The sequence below is a fragment of the Desulfobacter curvatus DSM 3379 genome (assembly GCF_000373985.1).
GTDB classification, from domain to species: domain Bacteria; phylum Desulfobacterota; class Desulfobacteria; order Desulfobacterales; family Desulfobacteraceae; genus Desulfobacter; species Desulfobacter curvatus.
Window position 1 is genome coordinate 87,790 of sequence record NZ_KB893090.1, and the last position, 15,631, is coordinate 103,420.

Annotated in this window: 20 protein-coding genes; 8 read left to right on the forward strand and 12 right to left on the reverse strand. The window is 48.0% G+C overall.

The features are described 5' to 3' along the window. Window positions 1-23: 23 nt before the first annotated feature. Window positions 24-767 (reverse strand): metal-dependent hydrolase, encoded by a 744-nt coding sequence (locus B147_RS0120640; protein WP_020589108.1) that lies wholly within the window; start codon window positions 765-767, stop codon window positions 24-26. A gap of 337 nt (window positions 768-1,104) precedes the next feature. Between B147_RS0120640 and B147_RS0120645 the strand changes: the two genes are divergently transcribed. Beyond that, on the forward strand, window positions 1,105-1,857 hold the full coding sequence (locus tag B147_RS0120645) for an alpha/beta hydrolase (RefSeq protein WP_020589109.1): 753 nt from the start codon (window positions 1,105-1,107) through the stop codon (window positions 1,855-1,857). Window positions 1,858-1,897: 40 nt separating this feature from the next. Here B147_RS0120645 and B147_RS0120650 read toward each other — a convergent pair whose 3' ends face one another. The 8 genes from B147_RS0120650 to B147_RS0120685 all read right to left on the reverse strand — a co-directional run bounded on the left by B147_RS0120650 (window position 1,898) and on the right by B147_RS0120685 (window position 8,103). Beyond that, entirely contained in the window at window positions 1,898-3,190 is a 1,293-nt protein-coding gene (locus B147_RS0120650; protein WP_169400724.1) for a THUMP domain-containing class I SAM-dependent RNA methyltransferase, read from the reverse strand. Next, window positions 3,153-3,407: an FmdB family zinc ribbon protein gene (locus B147_RS0120655; protein WP_020589111.1), complete on the reverse strand. Its 255-nt coding sequence runs from the start codon at window positions 3,405-3,407 to the stop codon at window positions 3,153-3,155. The genes B147_RS0120650 and B147_RS0120655 overlap by 38 nt, the downstream gene beginning before the upstream one ends. A gap of 205 nt (window positions 3,408-3,612) precedes the next feature. Then, a complete protein-coding gene (locus B147_RS0120660; protein WP_020589112.1) occupies window positions 3,613-3,972 on the reverse strand; it encodes a NifB/NifX family molybdenum-iron cluster-binding protein in 360 nt (119 codons plus the stop codon). Between the two features lie 19 nt (window positions 3,973-3,991). Then, window positions 3,992-4,378 (reverse strand): NifB/NifX family molybdenum-iron cluster-binding protein, encoded by a 387-nt coding sequence (locus tag B147_RS0120665; protein WP_020589113.1) that lies wholly within the window; start codon window positions 4,376-4,378, stop codon window positions 3,992-3,994. Window positions 4,379-4,452: 74 nt separating this feature from the next. Further along, window positions 4,453-5,352, reverse strand: coding sequence for an ATP-binding protein (locus B147_RS0120670; RefSeq protein ID WP_020589114.1), 900 nt, complete (start codon window positions 5,350-5,352; stop codon window positions 4,453-4,455). Continuing rightward, entirely contained in the window at window positions 5,352-6,212 is an 861-nt protein-coding gene (locus tag B147_RS0120675; protein WP_026259758.1) for an ATP-binding protein, read from the reverse strand. The genes B147_RS0120670 and B147_RS0120675 overlap by 1 nt, the downstream gene beginning before the upstream one ends. A gap of 35 nt (window positions 6,213-6,247) precedes the next feature. Then, window positions 6,248-6,631: a response regulator gene (locus tag B147_RS0120680; protein WP_020589116.1), complete on the reverse strand. Its 384-nt coding sequence runs from the start codon at window positions 6,629-6,631 to the stop codon at window positions 6,248-6,250. Between the two features lie 425 nt (window positions 6,632-7,056). Continuing rightward, window positions 7,057-8,103 (reverse strand): 3-deoxy-7-phosphoheptulonate synthase, encoded by a 1,047-nt coding sequence (locus tag B147_RS0120685; RefSeq protein WP_020589117.1) that lies wholly within the window; start codon window positions 8,101-8,103, stop codon window positions 7,057-7,059. Window positions 8,104-8,643: 540 nt separating this feature from the next. On the opposite strand from B147_RS0120685, the gene B147_RS0120695 reads away from it, so the two are divergent. The 4 genes from B147_RS0120695 (at window position 8,644) to ychF (ending at window position 12,347) form a co-directional block, all read left to right on the forward strand. Next, the gene (locus B147_RS0120695; RefSeq protein WP_020589119.1) at window positions 8,644-9,870 is read left to right on the forward strand and encodes an HD-GYP domain-containing protein; all 1,227 of its coding nucleotides are present in this window, start codon (window positions 8,644-8,646) and stop codon (window positions 9,868-9,870) included. Window positions 9,871-10,056: 186 nt separating this feature from the next. Beyond that, window positions 10,057-10,362: a YhbY family RNA-binding protein gene (locus B147_RS0120700; protein ID WP_020589120.1), complete on the forward strand. Its 306-nt coding sequence runs from the start codon at window positions 10,057-10,059 to the stop codon at window positions 10,360-10,362. Window positions 10,363-10,378: 16 nt separating this feature from the next. Beyond that, entirely contained in the window at window positions 10,379-11,251 is an 873-nt protein-coding gene (locus B147_RS0120705) for an MBL fold metallo-hydrolase (protein WP_020589121.1), read from the forward strand. A 25-nt stretch (window positions 11,252-11,276) separates the two neighbouring features. Next, window positions 11,277-12,347, forward strand: a complete 1,071-nt coding sequence (gene ychF, locus B147_RS0120710) for a redox-regulated ATPase YchF (protein ID WP_020589122.1) — start codon at window positions 11,277-11,279, stop codon at window positions 12,345-12,347. 60 nt (window positions 12,348-12,407) lie between these two features. Here the strand turns inward: ychF and B147_RS0120715 are convergent, their stop codons facing one another. The 3 genes from B147_RS0120715 to pyrR are packed head-to-tail and all read right to left on the reverse strand — an operon-like array spanning window position 12,408 to window position 13,894. After that, window positions 12,408-12,812: a hypothetical protein gene (locus B147_RS0120715; RefSeq protein WP_020589123.1), complete on the reverse strand. Its 405-nt coding sequence runs from the start codon at window positions 12,810-12,812 to the stop codon at window positions 12,408-12,410. A 3-nt stretch (window positions 12,813-12,815) separates the two neighbouring features. Next, window positions 12,816-13,319 carry a MogA/MoaB family molybdenum cofactor biosynthesis protein gene (locus B147_RS0120720; RefSeq protein ID WP_020589124.1) on the reverse strand — a complete coding sequence of 168 codons (504 nt, stop codon included), beginning with the start codon at window positions 13,317-13,319 and terminating at the stop codon, window positions 12,816-12,818. A 38-nt stretch (window positions 13,320-13,357) separates the two neighbouring features. After that, entirely contained in the window at window positions 13,358-13,894 is a 537-nt protein-coding gene (gene pyrR / locus B147_RS0120725; RefSeq protein ID WP_020589125.1) for a bifunctional pyr operon transcriptional regulator/uracil phosphoribosyltransferase PyrR, read from the reverse strand. A 188-nt stretch (window positions 13,895-14,082) separates the two neighbouring features. On the opposite strand from pyrR, the gene mobA reads away from it, so the two are divergent. From mobA to moaC, 3 genes are read left to right on the forward strand one after another with little or no spacing between them, the layout of a single operon-like run. Beyond that, a complete protein-coding gene (gene mobA, locus B147_RS0120730; RefSeq protein WP_020589126.1) occupies window positions 14,083-14,739 on the forward strand; it encodes a molybdenum cofactor guanylyltransferase in 657 nt (218 codons plus the stop codon). Between the two features lie 9 nt (window positions 14,740-14,748). After that, window positions 14,749-15,108, forward strand: coding sequence for a molybdenum cofactor biosynthesis protein MoaE (locus tag B147_RS0120735; RefSeq protein ID WP_020589127.1), 360 nt, complete (start codon window positions 14,749-14,751; stop codon window positions 15,106-15,108). A gap of 27 nt (window positions 15,109-15,135) precedes the next feature. After that, entirely contained in the window at window positions 15,136-15,624 is a 489-nt protein-coding gene (gene moaC, locus B147_RS0120740; protein WP_026259759.1) for a cyclic pyranopterin monophosphate synthase MoaC, read from the forward strand. The last annotated feature ends 7 nt before the right edge of the window (window positions 15,625-15,631 follow it).

The window sequence follows — 15,631 nt, forward strand, 5'->3', positions numbered from 1 at the left end:
ACTGGAATGCCTAAATTCATCGCCTATTCTATGATATCTGTTTTTTTAAGTTCTGCACACAGCCAGCTGAACCATTTCCCATTGGGAAAAAATTCTAGATGCTCATAGGTTTGAGGGGTAAAAATCACGGAGAAAAAACGGGTGTGACTGGGCATGGCCACAAACAGGACGGCAATGAGCATATAAATGGCGATGGTTTCCTTAATGTTTTTAATGCTCCCGAATTTAAATGCCGAGCCGGAAGATTTTTTCGCTTTTAAGCTTATAAAATTGAGACCGCACAGTTCATCAAGTATCAGGTGCAAGATCGAACCGCCAAAAACAAACCCCCCGGCCATCCAGGAGACAAAGTCATTGAAATGAAACACACGGTTCAGACCGATCGCAGCCATGCAACCAAAGGCCACTGACGCCGGAATGGAATGGATAATGCCCCGGTGTACCGTCAACTTTGTAAATAAAGAAAAAATAAAAATTTTTATGAAAATGAAGCTTGCCGCCCAGATGATGAGCAGCTCGATCACCGTGTTGTCCGCCCGCTGCTTGAACATGACTAAAAAGGATATCAATGTCGCAATAAATGTAAACAGTAATCGGACCGTTAAAGAACTGTCTGAATCAATGTCCGGCAACAGGCCGCCCACCACGCCCATAATAAAGTAAAGCAGCACTTCCTGGGGCGATGCTATTGCGGCTGCGAACAGCATTGTTGCCGCAATGCTGCTTCCGATGCTTGACACAGTGAGATGTGTTTTAAAATCCGCCACAGGTTAAACCGGATCATTATCCTTGAAATGCGTTTTTTTAAGGCCGTCCAAAAGTCATGTTTTGTGCAAGAACGTATACATTCGTTAAATTCGGGTTGTTACTTTCAACCTTTGTCGAGGAGAGCCCAGGCACAGGACCAAGGCCGCCTGTGGCCGTTATAGCACATAGGACTCAAATTTGTAACTCCACTTTCAGTTCTTAAATTCCAACGATAGATAAAAAGTTTTATATACTGTTGGGGCGACTCTTCATTGCCTTGACATACCCGCTTCGATAATTTAATCAATTACTCAAGATGTGATCCTACTTCTTAATAACATTGGGTAGGGAGTGTTTATGGATAATTTACTTGATCATCCGTTAATTGAGCAGCGTTATTTTTTTCCGCGTAAGGGGTTTTTTGCCGACCCTTTTTGGGTGGATGTTGATGGTGCCAGATTAGCATGCAGCTATCATGAAATTAATCCCGAGGCGAAAACGCTAGTACATTTTCACGGCAATGGTGAGATTGTTGATGACTGGCGCGGTGATTTTGTTGCCTTAATAAATCAGATGGGCTGCAATTGTTTGCTTGCAGAATTGCGCGGGTATGGGCAATCAAGTGGTCAGGCGCAATTGGGGAAAATGATCAGCGATGTCGCACCAACCATTGAAGCATTAAAATGTAAACCAAAGGATTTGATTTTTTTCGGCCGCAGTGTCGGTTCTATTTTTGCCCTTGAGGCTGCAGCGCGCTTTCCTGATGCTGCCGGACTAGTCCTTGAAAGTGCTGTTGCCGATGTGCTTGAGCGTTTGTTGTTGCGGGTTCACCCCGATGAACTCAATGTTGAATTGCCTACATTACGCGATGCAGTGGAGCAGCAGCTTAATCATCAGCAGAAAATAGCTCTATTTAAAGGTGATGTGCTCGTAATGCACACAGTTCATGATGGCTTGATTGATGTGAGTCACGGTCAGCGACTATATGACTGGGCAACAGCGCGTAAAACCATTAAACTGTTTGATCGGGGCGATCACAACACTATTATGATGTTTAATGCCAGAGAATATTTTTCGTGTTTGCAAGATTTTATCCAAAGTTTGGACTAACTGCCATGCCTTTCATATGAAAAGACCTTCACAGTTCAGTTTACCTGCTGATCACACCGATGGCGGTATAAAGATCAAGTCCGCCATGGAAAAGGGGCATGGTCGACAGACCCAGGTTCAGCGCCTGGAATTCTTTTCTGCCCGGGCAGACAATTCCTGCCCGCCATCCTTTGAAATCAGCAGCCAGCTTGTGTCCGATCTCTTTATAAAGGACTGTGACGTCATCATTTCTATCCAGACGGATGCCGTAGGGTGGATTGAGGACTACTACGCCCTGATGGTTTGTAACGGGTGGAGGCTTTATGTTGAAAAAATCATCACAGACGGGACAGATGCGCTGGAACGCCTTGTGTCGGGTACAGGTCTGTTTCAGGTGGTCAATGGCTGTCCGGTCCAGATCTCGTGCCGAAATGGGAGGCAGGGGGCGGGTATCCATGCACGCCCCGGCTGCTGCCATAAGTTTGTTACGGGCATAGGCGATACTTTTTTCCTCAAATCCCGGCCAGGTTTCAAAAGCGAATGATCTGAGTGCCCCTGGGGGCAGTGCACATTGCATCATGGCGCCCTCCAAGCTGAAGGTGCCGGAGCCGCACATGGGGTCGACAAGCGTGTCTTTTTCAGATAGGCCCAGCCGGGTCAGAATGGCAAAGGCCAGGGTTTCACGCAACGGTGCTTTGACAATTTTTTCTTTAACGCCCCGTTTGTATAAAGGCGTTCCGGACATGTCCAGGGATAGTTCAAATCTGTTATTCTCCCCGCGTACCATCAGGGTTTGCGGGGTAATTGCGGCTGGGTCGGTGATGTCGTGACGCCGGGATGCATCTTTTAAAAACAGCCGGTCATGAACAATGGGGCTGATCCGGTCGGCAATGGCTGTGGAGTGATACAGGCGTGATTTGTGGGTGGTGACCCTGATATCGGGCAGAGCCTGGAGCGGCAGGTACAATTCCCAGTCAATGGCTTTAATTTGTTCTTCAAGCCGCCTGAAACCGTCTGCCTTGAATGATGCAAGACGCATGAGAATCCGTGTGGATGATCCCATCAGAATATTGGCCAGACAGGCGGTTTTCAGCCGCGTTTTGAATTCGATACCCCCGGAGCGTACCTTAATATCATTGATCTTGTAATGAGCGGAGAATAGTTCCTCCGCCTTTTGGGACACTTGTGAGACCTCTTTTTCACAAATACCACCAAGGCCTGGTGGACATACGGCGAAAAAAACGTGGGGTCTTGCAGAAATACGGCGTTTTATACGTTTTTCAAAGGCTGAAGAATTTTGCACAATCGTCTTTAATTTAAAAAGTCCTGCCGCAGCAGGAACCAGGACCGGCACACCCGCTTTTCTCCCCAGGCCTGGAGCCACAGCAGGCTGTGTCATTGGGGCCGGGCAGGGAACTGCCGGAATTGCCTGAAAAACTTGAGTGGGCTGCCATAAGTTTTTTAAGGCGGGTAGAACCGCATTCAGGACAGACAGCCTGGTCATCCCGGCTGGTCATGAGCAGTTCAACGATCCGGTTGCATTCCGGACAATGAAAGTCATATAAAGGCATAACACCTCCTTTTTTTGTAATTATTGTCTAAATGAAAAACCCGTGTTTGGACAGCTCGTTAGCGGGGCGTATGCCTCTCAATCGAGCTGTCCAAACACTAAATGGAGAACACCCTGTGCTGGTGACACCTTCTTTAATGAGACGGGGGTAAGATAGGGGCAAAAAGATGTCACCAAAACAGGGCGCACTCCATACTAATTACAGTCTACCAGTGCCCTTCGGTATTGGCGTCGTCGGCAAAGGTGAATTTTCCGGCTTTATAGTCTTCAACCGCACTCCTGATGGTACCTGTGGCGTCATTTGCTACTTTGACGCCCGCACTATCAAGGGTTTTGAATGCATTGGGTCCGCAGAACCCTGTGAGCAGCACTTCAGCACCTTTGTCACAGATGGACGAGGCCGCTGTAATGCCTGCGCCCTTAAATGCATTTTTATTTTCAGAGTTGTCAATGATCTCAAAATCCAGAGTGTCTGTGTCCACCACAATGATGTAAGCAGCTCTGCCGAATCTCGGGTCCACCTGGGCATCGAGGTCTTTGCCAGTTGATGTGATCGCTATTTTCATTGTATTTTCCTAAAAAGTATTAGCGCGCGCCACCGCCACCGCCGCAGACTTGATCATTTCGAATCTGCTCAAGTTTGCCGGCAATCAGGTCCATGACAACAGGCTCAATATCCGGGCGCTGATCATCATGATAGACATCAATACCCACCTGGCGGAATCCCATGAGCGGCCGCATGCCGATACCGCCCACGATCAGGGCATTTACCCGGTGTTCGGCCAGAAGGTTTACAGGTACCATGCAGCCGCCTTGGGCGTGCTCCTGGTTGGCAACGGTGGATACCGTTTCAATTTTGCCGTCTTTGACATCCACGAAGGTGAATACGTCACAATGTCCGAAATGGCCTGCACGGGTACCGGAAAGTCCTCCGTCACCATTGGAGGGGATTGCAATTCTACCGTTTTCCATAATTTTTACTTACTCCTTTACTTATGTATATTGAATCTTAAAAGAACAGTGTCCTTTTGTTTATTTTGTCATGCTTAGCACAATCTGTCTATTTTCATGGCCGGGTGCGCCATGACCCGCTCCCAGATCTGTTTGATTTGTGCTGCAGCAGGACTGTCACCATGGGTTTCCATGATGGATTTGCCCTGGACCATGGCTTCTGTGAATGCCGGATCAAAGGGGATTTTCCCCACAAATTCCATATTCCTTTTTTCGGCAATGGTTTCAATGGCTTTGGCCTGATCCAAATTTAAATCATATTTATTGATGCAGACCATGGCCGGTAATTTAAAATAGGCTGCCAGCTGGGCCACACGTTCCAAATCATGGATGCCTGAAACCGTGGGCTCGGTCACGATAAGAACTGCGTTGGCCTGCCCAATGGAGGCAATAACCGGGCACCCGATACCCGGAGGGCCGTCCGTGAGCAGAAGGTCAATGCGCTTCGCAAGTACGCGTTTTCTGGCCTCGTCCCTCACCAGGGCCACCAACCGGCCTGAGTTTTCTTCAGCAATACCCAACCGGGCATGGATCATCTCCCCGAAGCGGGTTTTTGAAGCAAACCACTGGCCGCAGATTTTTTCCTCAAACTTAATGGCTGATTCAGGACATAGATCTGCGCAGACCCCGCAGCCTTCACAGTCAAGACCGTCAATATGGAAGATCCCTGCGTCTTGAACCGGTTTTACGGCGTCAAATCTGCAAAGTTCCATACACAGGCCGCAGCCGGTGCAGGCGTCAGGGATAATTTCGGCCTCATAGCCGCCTGCAAAATCATGCGTCTCACGAATGTCCGGGTCCATAATCAGGTGCAGGTCTGCTGCATCCACATCCGCGTCACACAGCATCATATTTTCGGCAAGGCTTGCAAACGCTGATGTTAAACTGGTTTTTCCGGTTCCGCCTTTGCCGCTTAAAATAACAAGTTCTTTCATCAGGCAGCCCCCTTCCGGTTCACGATTGCTTCAATGGATGTATACAGGTTTTTAAACATCTCTTTGTATTCCGGCAAAGTCTGGACAAGCAATTCTCCCTTTGAATAGGCCGAAGCAATGCGCTTATCAAATGGAATTTCAAGTAAAACCGGTATGTTTTCATTTTGGGCATACTTTTTGACATCATCATTGCCAAGGCCTGCCCGGTTGATCACAAGACCGCAGGGAATACCTAACAGCTTGACCGCTTCTACGGCCAGGGTCAGGTCATGCAGGCCAAAGGGCGTGGGCTCAGTGACCAGAAGCACAAAATCCGCTCCCTTCATAGAGGCAATCACGGGACAGGAAGTGCCCGGCGGGGCATCTATAATGGTCAGCGTTCTTTTTCCCTCAAGCTGCCGCACCTGTTTGATAACCGGCGGTGCCATAACCTGGCCGATATCCAAAAGGCCCCGGCCGAATAACGGGGTGTTGGGCAGACTCAGGCTGCCTGTTTCCACCGTGCCGATAAACCGGTCTGTTTCAGTGATGGCTTTTTCCGGACAGACAACCGTGCAGCCGCCACAGGAGTGGCAGAGTTCGGGAAAGGTTATCACCGTTTTCCCGGCTACGGCAATGGCACCATACCGGCAGATTTCCATACATTTTTTGCAATAGGTGCAAAGACTGAGATCCACTTTGGGCACAGGTGCATTGACCTTTTGGGTTCCGGTAATGTCAGGGTTTAGAAAAAGATGGGCATTGGGTTCTTCCACGTCGCAGTCTAAAAGCATAAGGTCTGTATCAAGGCTCGCGCAAAGATTGGTGGCGACAGTGGTTTTGCCTGTGCCGCCTTTACCGCTTGCGATGCTGATAATCATATCATTTATCTCCTTGCCGTTGCCGGCGTTTCCCATCACCCAAGTAACCTGATTTTTTTCAACTGGTCTTCCAGGTTTTTGGCATCATCCTCTCCCGGTTGAACTGACAGCTGCATCAGCACGCCGTATCCTTCATACACATCATGGAATTCTTTTTTATCCATGGTGCCGGTAATCGCACAATTGGTCATGGGGCTTTGGGTGGTGACGGCCTCCACCAGGGCTTTGGCATTCATGTCCGGCAGGGTTTCTTCCATAATTACCAGATCAATCCACTGCCCCTTGGGGGTATTGGTCATCAGGGATAAAAGTTCTTTGCCGGTTGCGCACCATTTTATTTCAATGCTGTGTTGGCCCAACATCGGTTCAAGTCCCTTAAACTGAGCATTGTCCCTGCTTACAAATACCGCCTGTTTCATTTTATATATCTCCAGTCTCGTTTAATCTAAATTGCCAAGATCCCCGGTCCGGGAATCTTCGGGTTAAAAGATAGCAAAGCGTGTGCCATTGCATGGTTAATATTAAACTTATATGCAATGACTTGAAAAATAAGGCGTATTATATCTTTGGCAAGGGGGATGTGAAAAAAGAGGCTCAAGGTGTAGGTGCAAGAATGCGACCATGTACCTCAGGTGCGACAATGTAGGCGCAAAAATGGAATCTCCAGGGTTGTTACAATTGATCTATAACCACGGAAGACACGGAAAGCACTGAAGATTAAAGCACAACGCGCTCAATTTGTTCGTCCTTTTGGGCGACGGCCAAAGTTGAAGTCTCTTCTTCGAAAATCAAACGCATTTCCGTGTCTTTCGGTGCTTTCCGTGGTTTATTTTTTTGTTAAAATTCAGGACAGCTTATCAAACGCGTAATGGATGAGTTCTTCCGTGGTTTCCCATGAGATGCATTCATCCGTGATGGAGACCCCGTACTTAAGTGTGCCTGCATCTCCGTTACACTTGCACTTTTGATTGCCTTCGTGAAGATTGCTTTCCAGCATCAGGCCCACAATTCGGTCATTGCCGTCAAGTCTTTGATCCACGGCGCTTTTAAATACAAAGGATTGGCCGGTGTATTTCTGGCCTGAGTTGTCATGGGAGCAGTCAATGATTACTGCATCCAAAAGCTCCTTTTCCCTGAGCCGGGCTTGGGCTTTTCCCACAGACACGGGATCATAGTTGGGGGATGCGCCGCCGCGCAGGACAATGTGGCCGAAGCGGTTGCCCCGGGTGGAGACCACGGCTGTTTTACCTGCCGGATCAATGCCCAGAAAATGCTGGGGTGCTTTTGCGGCCTGGGTGGCATTGACGGCTGCCGTCAGGCTACCGTCAGTACCGTTTTTAAATCCCACCGGCATGGACAGTCCCGAGGCCATCTCCCGGTGGGTCTGGGACTCTGTGGTGCGTGCACCAATGGCCACCCAGCTTAAAAGGCCGGCAATGTACTGGGGGGTGATGGGATCTAAAATTTCCGTGGCAGCCGGCAATCCCAGAGCATTGATGTCGATCAACAGGGATCTGGCCCGGCGAAGCCCTTCTTCCATATTATAAGAAGAATCCAGGAACGGGTCATTGATCAGGCCTTTCCAGCCCACGGTGGTTCTGGGCTTTTCAAAATAGACCCGCATAATCAGGCTGATTTTATCTTTTACGTCCTCGCGCAGGGCCTTCATCCTCTGGGCATACTCCATGGCTGCATCCATGTCATGGATGGAGCAGGGGCCTGCAATGACCATCAGCCGCTTGTCTGTTCCGGTCAGGATCTCCTGGACCTCCCGGCGACCTGCAAGTACGTAGTCAGCCGTTATGTCGGGTACAGGCACTTCTGTTCGTATGACTTCCGGGGAGGTTAAGGTGAAAAATGACTCTACATTTACATCGTTAATCAGTTTCATGGCAATTCCTTTCGCGGGCTCTTGTCGCCTGAAACTTCAAAGAAAAAAAGCAGCAGGCGGTGTCTTGCCTGCTGCTTTAAAGAGATGATCTATTTAGCGCAATACAGGCAGGCAGGTATAGTAATAATACCCAAAATAAAAATAAAATTTGCCTGTTCTGCGGGTGGACATGGATTTATCCTTTTATATCTGTTCCAAAATTGTATAGACTTGTTTCTTCGGCGAGTCAAGTATTTAGTTGTTTAACATCATTAAAAATGGAGGCATTTTTTCGTGTCTCTATAGTTTGGACCATCCGAAATCCTGTGTGGCATTGTGCTTTACATACGAAATAATGTCTGGTAATAAATTCTATAATTGTCGCGTTTTTTACAAAACTGCACTACAATCAAAATCTGGTATTCATTTAAGACAAAAAATCAATCAGGTCTATATTGAACTTATATAAGCGCATGTCTGCAAACATGCCGGTCACATTTGCTGGTAATTTGAAAAAACAGCAGACAAAACCGGCCGGCGACATGGAAAGGAGCAAACGGTATGGGGCCGGCATCGGAATATTTTGACAACGGCAGTTCTTTTTTCGCGGTTGATCCACAGTCCATAAACCCGGCTACCCTGGCCGACTTATCTTTGTTTGAACGGCACCCTTCCAAAGACGGCCTCTTCCGGTTCCGTAGTCTGCTCACGGATACCGACGCCGTTACGGTTGATCGTCTAAGGGAAATGTTGGGAGGCTGGGATACGGTTTACATCCATAATGCTGAAGCCCAGGATTATAAAGCATACATAAAAGATAATATTAAGTTTATCCTCAACAATGATGCCATGTCTACTTCGAAAAAAACAAGCATACTGGTTAATCTGTCCACAGATGTAATCAAAGAGACATTTGCCGCTCCTTTTGTGCCCCAGGCTAAAATCAGTGAAACAGTGGACAATCTTGAAAAATTTGTTTCCCAGGCCATTGATTTTTTGTCCGACATCGAATCATTAAACGGCATTGCAACCATGATCGGGCATGATTATGACACCCACACCCATTCGGTTAAGGTAGGGTGGTTATGCGCTGTTTTCATCAAAGCCAACCAGGACCTTTTCGGAAATCCCGACAGGGAACGGTTAAAACAGCTCCTTCTTCATGCAACTGTAGCCGGTTGTCTCCATGATCTGGGTAAAGTGAAAGTTCCTGAAAATGTGCTAAACAAACCCGGGCGCCTGAATAACCTTGAGTATGTTCTGATGCAATCCCATCCCGCCTTAGCCCTAGCCCTGCTGTTTGAGAAAAAATTGCCTTGTGACACACTCCAGTCCATTTTGTATCATCATGAAAATGAAGACGGCAGCGGCTATCCCTGTGGCTTGGCAGGTGATGCGATCCCCTTGCCCGCCAAAATTTGCCATATTGCCGATGTGTTTGACGCACTGACTTCGGCAAGACCCTATAAAAGAGGTAAAAATCCGGTTGAAGCCTTGAAAATTATGGCCGGTAAGAATCCGTACCTGGATACATTGAAGATTTTTGAATCCGAAGCGATTGAGAATGCCCGGCCGCCGGTGATGGCCATTGTCCGGAATGAGCGTGACCCTAAACTGCGACGTTTAAGGGAACGGCAGATGATTGAAGAAGAAGCGGAAAAACGGGTGGAAGCCAGGGTGAAATTGCGGGATCAGGGTATGTCCCATTGTTTTGACAATGAATTGCTCAAGCGATTTATTGCTACATTGAGCAAATCCGACAGCTTTGACCTTTCGGGGCTTCTGTGACGCCTTTCCAACACAAATCCTGTTAATTTGAATCAAGTTGTATATGAGCTTGACAGGTCCATCGCATGTAACTTGCCTGCCGTTTCATGTCTATTCCCAATGAGTCTAAATCGGAGTGTATCCACAATTCACGGTTTGTGTTAATATGCCGTGCCTGAAAAATGAACTTTAATTTAAGGATTTAACGTGACACAACTTACCGGCGCCCAGCGCAAGTATCTACGAGGCCTTGCCCATAACTTAAACCCTTCGGCCTTTGTGGGGGCAAAGGGGGTGACAACAGCCCTGACCCAAGAGGTGGACAACGCCCTGAACGCATCTGAATTGATTAAAATAAAATTTATTGATCACAAGGAAAAGGAGATAAAGGCCGCTTTGTTAGATGAGATTACAGCACGGCTTAAATGCCATGTTGCAGGCACCATCGGCCATGTAGCTGTTCTTTACCGCAGCCATCCGGATCCTGAAAAGCGAAAAATTACTTTGTCTTGAACCCAATCGGAGTGTTATGCAGAAAACTTCATTTATTGTTATCCGGGGCAACAGTATGCGGCTGGACGGCGGCACCATGTTCGGCAACGCCCCTAAAACCCTGTGGCAGAAATGGGTCCCGGCAGATGAAAAAGGCATGATTGATATTGCGTCAAATTGTCTGCTGGTGAAAACCGGGAATCACAATTTATTATTTGAGACCGGATGCGGCGCATATTTTTCCCCTGACATGAAACGGCGATTTGCCGTCAAAGAAGAATCGCATATATTGATGCACTCCCTGGCCGAACAGGGATTAAGTGATGCAGACATCAGTCATGTTGTTCTGACTCATCTTCATTTCGACCATGCCGGCGGGCTCTTAAGCGCCTGGGAACCGGACCGGGAACCTGCCCTGCTTTTCCCCAATGCCCTTTTCGTGGTGGGAGAAGAAAATTTTAAGCGATCCAAATCCCCCCATTACCGTGACCGGGCCTCATTTATTCCGGGTCTTGCTGAAAAATTGCAGGCCACAGGGCGTCTTGTGCTCAAGCAGGGTGGGGACCGTATGGTTGTGGGTTGTCTGACCATTGAATTTTTCCAGAGCCAGGGACACACCCCAGGGATGCTGGTTCCCTGGATTCAGGCCCAAAGCGGTACCGTTATCTATACCGCCGATCTTATCCCGGGACTGCCCTGGGTAAACTTGCCCATCACCATGGGATATGACCGTTTTCCCGAAGGGCTGGTGGATGAGAAAAAACAGATGCTGGACCGGGCGGTTGACGAAGATGCCCTGCTGGTCTTTCCCCATGACCCCATCCATGTGGCTGCCCGCGTTAAAATGGATCCCGTGAAAAAAAGGGTGATGCCGTCACAGCTCTTTGAAACTTTAAATACAACGCTTTAGATTTAAAAAAGGACAAACATAAAATATGAAGGTAGGCATTATCGGACTTCCCCAGACAGGGAAGAAAACATTGTTTCAGATTCTGACCGGAAACGAGATCACGGATCCGGCAAAGGCATTTAACCCGGTGCCGGGCACCGCCGACATTCTGGATTCCAGGTTTGACCGGTTAGTGGAGATGTATGCCCCCAAAAAAGAGGTCAAGGCGCGTCTTGATCTGGTGCTTTTACCCAAAATGGAGGCTGAGACCATTTCCAAAGGAGCCATCTTTAAAGATATAGCCGATATGGATGCCGTCTGCCATGTGGTCCGGGCATTTGAGGATGAGGCGGTTTACCATGCCCAAGGCAGTGTGGATGCCCTGCGCGATTTTGACATGGTGAACTCCGAGCTTGTAATGCACGACCAGATTTTTGTGGAAAAGCGCATTGAGCGGCTCTCTGCCATGGTCAAGAAAATCAAGGATGAAGATCAGAAAAAAGAGTTGGCCCTCATGGAGAAGATGCTGGCCCATCTGGAACAGGAGCTGCCGCTTCGCCTGCTTGAGTTATCCGAGGATGAAGACAAGCTGATCCGTTCATATCCTTTTATTACGTTGAAAAAACTGGTGGTAGCGGTCAATGTGGCCGAAGAGGATCTTGGCAATACGGATATTCTGGATGCCTTTAAAGACAGTTGCGACGCCCTTGCCATAGAAGCGATGCTGGTATCGGCCAAGGTGGAGGCGGAAATCGCCATGCTGGACAGTGCCGAGGAAAAGCAGGAGTTCCTTGAGGATTTAGGAATTACGTCCACAGCCCTGGAAACCTTGACCGCCCTTTGCCTGAAGTCATTGAACCTGATTTCGTTTTTCACCGTGGGTAAAGATGAGGTCCGGCAGTGGCTGGTGAGAAAAGAGGCCAAAGCCCCCACGGCTGCAGGTGTTATCCATTCCGACCTTGAGCGTGGATTTATCCGGGCCGAGGTGTTCACGTATGATGAACTCATGGCACTTGGCTCTGAGGCAGAGTTGAAAAAGAACGGCAAGTTCTATGTGGAAGGCAAGGATTACGTGGTCCAGGATGGGGATATTTTAAATATCCGCTTTTCGGTGTAGATAAATAATCCGGGCACAAGACTGTTTTTGAAAAAAACAGTCTTGTGCCCGGATAAGTGTCTACTCAGGTGCGTTGCCGTGTGCCTCGGAAATCTTTTCTTTTAGATTCGCCATTTCCTGCTCATCATATTCATACAGGTCAAAACAGCATGCGTCTTCGCCCAAAAGGCCTTCGGGTACATGGTCTCCTTCCTCTTGGGGATCAGTGACCAGGTCTGCATAAAAACAGACAGACAACCAACGGTCATTCGGGTCATCATCAATGACATCCACCATGGCAAACAGCGGGCGTTTGGTCTGGGACGTATGCTTGGGTCGAAAGGAGTAACTTACGCCGGGCCGGCTGACAAATTCAATGGTGATGTCGGACAGGGTGTTTACGTGATCCACAAGCTCGGTAAATGCCTTGCGGGTCTGGTTGTCATTATCTTTCCAGTCATTTAGTAACGCGTCAAGTTCTTTCATAATCTATTCCTTTGCATGTTTAATCAAATGTCCAAGTTCCGGGAAAATCAGATTGTTGCAGGCCAGTTTGCAGGCGTTAAGACTGCCGGGCATGCAGAATACGACGGTGCCTTTTATAAAGCCTGCCGTGGCCCGGGACAGAATGGCGGCAGAGTCAATCTCTTCAAAACTGAGCTGGGCAAATACCGGCCCAAAGGCTGTAAGCTCCTTGTCGAACAGGGGGCGGACTGCCTCTATGGTGACATCTTTGGGGCTGACACCGGTGCCACCGGTCATGATAACGGCATGGGGGGCTATGCGCTCGATAATATGTTCAAGTGCATCTGTGATGGCATTTGCATCATCCGGCAGTACCTGGTGAATGACCACTTCATGCCCCTCTTTTTTGCTTTGTTTTTTTATCCATTCACCGCTTTTGTCATTTTCAATAGTCCGGGTGGAAGACATGGACAATACGGCAATTTTGAGGTGCTTGGGCAAAGATGTCCGATGGGAGTGGGCGCTCATGAGAAACCTTTTTTATAAAAGTTACAATAAATTACAGTTTACGGCAGTTCCCTGTATACGCAGTCTTCCTTATCTTGTTCAAGGACATGGACATGGATCATATCGTCCGGTTCCGTGTCCGCAAAAATACCCTGGTAGTCTGCCTGGATGGGCAGTTCCCTGTGACCTCTGTCTACCAGGATGGCAAGCTCAATGCGGGCGGGCCTGCCAAAATCCATCAACGCCTCCATGGCAGCCCGGATGGTTCTTCCTGTAAACAGAACGTCATCCACCAAAATAATCTCTTTGTCATCCACGGAAAAAGGGATGTTCGACGGCCTTACCGTGGGTTGGTGGCTGATTTTTGTCCAGTCGTCCCGGTACATGTTGATGTCCATGGACCCCACAGGCGGTGTTGTGCCTTCAATGGCGGCGATCTGCTCTGCCAGACGCTTTGCAAGAAAATCCCCCCGGGTCTGAATTCCCACCAGGGCCAGGTTTTTTACCCCTTTATGTTTTTCGATAATTTCGTAGGCAATGCGCGTGATGATTCGTTTGTAATCCTGATCATTGAGAATGCTCTTTTTTTTTGTCATGATATGCCTTTTTACTGTTCGGGTATGCCCTAAAAGTTTTATCTACCATCTTTTTTTTAGCACGGCAACACCTTGATTTCTTATTCTGGGTTCATATAATCAACAAACGTATAGAGGATATTATTATTAAATTCCGGAAAAGAAACCTACCCATTTAGAAAATATTACAGCAGAAGGCATTAAAGGCATTGGAAAAAATAGACTGCACGGGGGTGATCCTGGCCGGTGGATGTAACAGCAGATTTCCCGGCACAAACAAAGCATTTCATAAAGTTGGGACAGATACCATGCTGGCCCGGATTCATACCCTGTTTTCCATGATATTTAAGGAAGTGATTCTGGTGGTTAATGATCCGACACTTTTTTTGGATATTGACGCTTTGGTCGTAACGGATATTGATCCATCCCAATGCGCTTTGGCTGGGCTTCATGCAGGACTTTTTCATGCCTCCTGTGACTGGAGCTATGTAACGGCCTGTGACGTACCGTTTGTCAGTGAGAAGATCATCCGCTACCTTTTTATGCAAAAAAGTCCCGGAAAGCAGATTATTATACCCAGAACCTGGGAGGGACTGGAACCGTTGTCCGCTTTGTATCATAAAGCCTGTCTGCCGAGAATTGAGACCACGCTTGCAAAAAAGGTATTTATGGTTAAAAAATTTTATAAGCCTGAACGGGTCAAACAGATTCCACCCCAAATCCTTGAATCCCTGGACCCGGATTTGCGTTTTAAGTTTAATGTAAACACGCCTGCCGACCTTGAAACAGCCAGGCGGATGGAGCAGGTTGCAGAGCCGGGTCATGGACAGGGACAAAATGAAGATGTACAACAACAAGATATCTAAGGAGAATTTATGGATTTGCCCGCAATGATCAACCAAATGAAAAACCATCCGGATATTTCTAAAGCCGGGATGGTGCTTTACCATAACGGGATGGTCCGGGACAGTTCCAGGGACGGCAGGCCTGTCACAGGCCTAACCATAACCGTAGACCAGGAAAAATTGAATGAGATTTTAGACCAAACCAGGGCCATGCCCGGTATTGTGGAAGTGCTGGTGCATATCAATTCGGATGCACCGCTAATGGTGGGGGATGATGTGATGTTTCTGGCCGTGGCAGGCGATATACGGGAACATGTGATTGACGCCTTAACCTATTCCCTGAACCGGATAAAAACAGAAGCCACAGCCAAAAACCAGGTATTTGCCTGATTGGGCTTTGTGTTTAAAGGAGTTGATGTGAACGAATTTACCCATGTTGACGGCCAGGGCCGTGTCAGGATGGTGGATGTGGGAGAAAAGTTACCCACAAAACGTGTTGCCGTGGCAAAGGGAACGGTTTTAATGTCCATGGAGACTTTGGCAGCCATTGTCGATGAAAAAGTAAAAAAAGGGAATGTGCTGGAAACAGCACGCATTGCAGGAATTATGGCGGCCAAGCAGACCTGGTCCCTGATTCCCATGTGTCATCCGCTGAACATCACCCATGCTCGGGTGGATTTTTTTGACGATAAGGAAAACAGTTGTATTCATATTGAGGCGGAAGTGTCGCTGACTGAAAAAACGGGGGTTGAGATGGAAGCCATGACTGCGGTCAGTGTTGCGGCTCTGACTATTTATGATATGTGCAAGGCCTATGACAAGGGCATGGAGATTTCCAATATTCATTTGGCCTTTAAATCCGGTGGAAAAAGCGGCACGTACACAGCCCCTGAAACATCCTTATGACCGAGTT

What these genes read in the sequence shown, in the direction of transcription:
- B147_RS0120715 (WP_020589123.1), bottom strand. Translation starts at nt 12,812, where the DNA reads ATGAAAGAACTTGACGCGTTACTAAATGACTGGAAAGATAATGACAAC.
- B147_RS0120695 (WP_020589119.1), top strand. Translation starts at nt 8,644, where the DNA reads ATGGGGCCGGCATCGGAATATTTTGACAACGGCAGTTCTTTTTTCGCG.
- ychF (WP_020589122.1), top strand. Translation starts at nt 11,277, where the DNA reads ATGAAGGTAGGCATTATCGGACTTCCCCAGACAGGGAAGAAAACATTG.
- B147_RS0120645 (WP_020589109.1), top strand. Translation starts at nt 1,105, where the DNA reads ATGGATAATTTACTTGATCATCCGTTAATTGAGCAGCGTTATTTTTTT.
- pyrR (WP_020589125.1), bottom strand. Translation starts at nt 13,894, where the DNA reads ATGACAAAAAAAAAGAGCATTCTCAATGATCAGGATTACAAACGAATC.
- B147_RS0120675 (WP_026259758.1), bottom strand. Translation starts at nt 6,212, where the DNA reads ATGATTATCAGCATCGCAAGCGGTAAAGGCGGCACAGGCAAAACCACT.
- B147_RS0120705 (WP_020589121.1), top strand. Translation starts at nt 10,379, where the DNA reads ATGCAGAAAACTTCATTTATTGTTATCCGGGGCAACAGTATGCGGCTG.
- B147_RS0120720 (WP_020589124.1), bottom strand. Translation starts at nt 13,319, where the DNA reads ATGAGCGCCCACTCCCATCGGACATCTTTGCCCAAGCACCTCAAAATT.
- B147_RS0120670 (WP_020589114.1), bottom strand. Translation starts at nt 5,352, where the DNA reads ATGAAAGAACTTGTTATTTTAAGCGGCAAAGGCGGAACCGGAAAAACC.
- B147_RS0120680 (WP_020589116.1), bottom strand. Translation starts at nt 6,631, where the DNA reads ATGAAACAGGCGGTATTTGTAAGCAGGGACAATGCTCAGTTTAAGGGA.
- B147_RS0120655 (WP_020589111.1), bottom strand. Translation starts at nt 3,407, where the DNA reads ATGCCTTTATATGACTTTCATTGTCCGGAATGCAACCGGATCGTTGAA.
- B147_RS0120685 (WP_020589117.1), bottom strand. Translation starts at nt 8,103, where the DNA reads ATGAAACTGATTAACGATGTAAATGTAGAGTCATTTTTCACCTTAACC.
- B147_RS0120735 (WP_020589127.1), top strand. Translation starts at nt 14,749, where the DNA reads ATGGATTTGCCCGCAATGATCAACCAAATGAAAAACCATCCGGATATT.
- B147_RS0120660 (WP_020589112.1), bottom strand. Translation starts at nt 3,972, where the DNA reads ATGAAAATAGCGATCACATCAACTGGCAAAGACCTCGATGCCCAGGTG.
- B147_RS0120665 (WP_020589113.1), bottom strand. Translation starts at nt 4,378, where the DNA reads ATGGAAAACGGTAGAATTGCAATCCCCTCCAATGGTGACGGAGGACTT.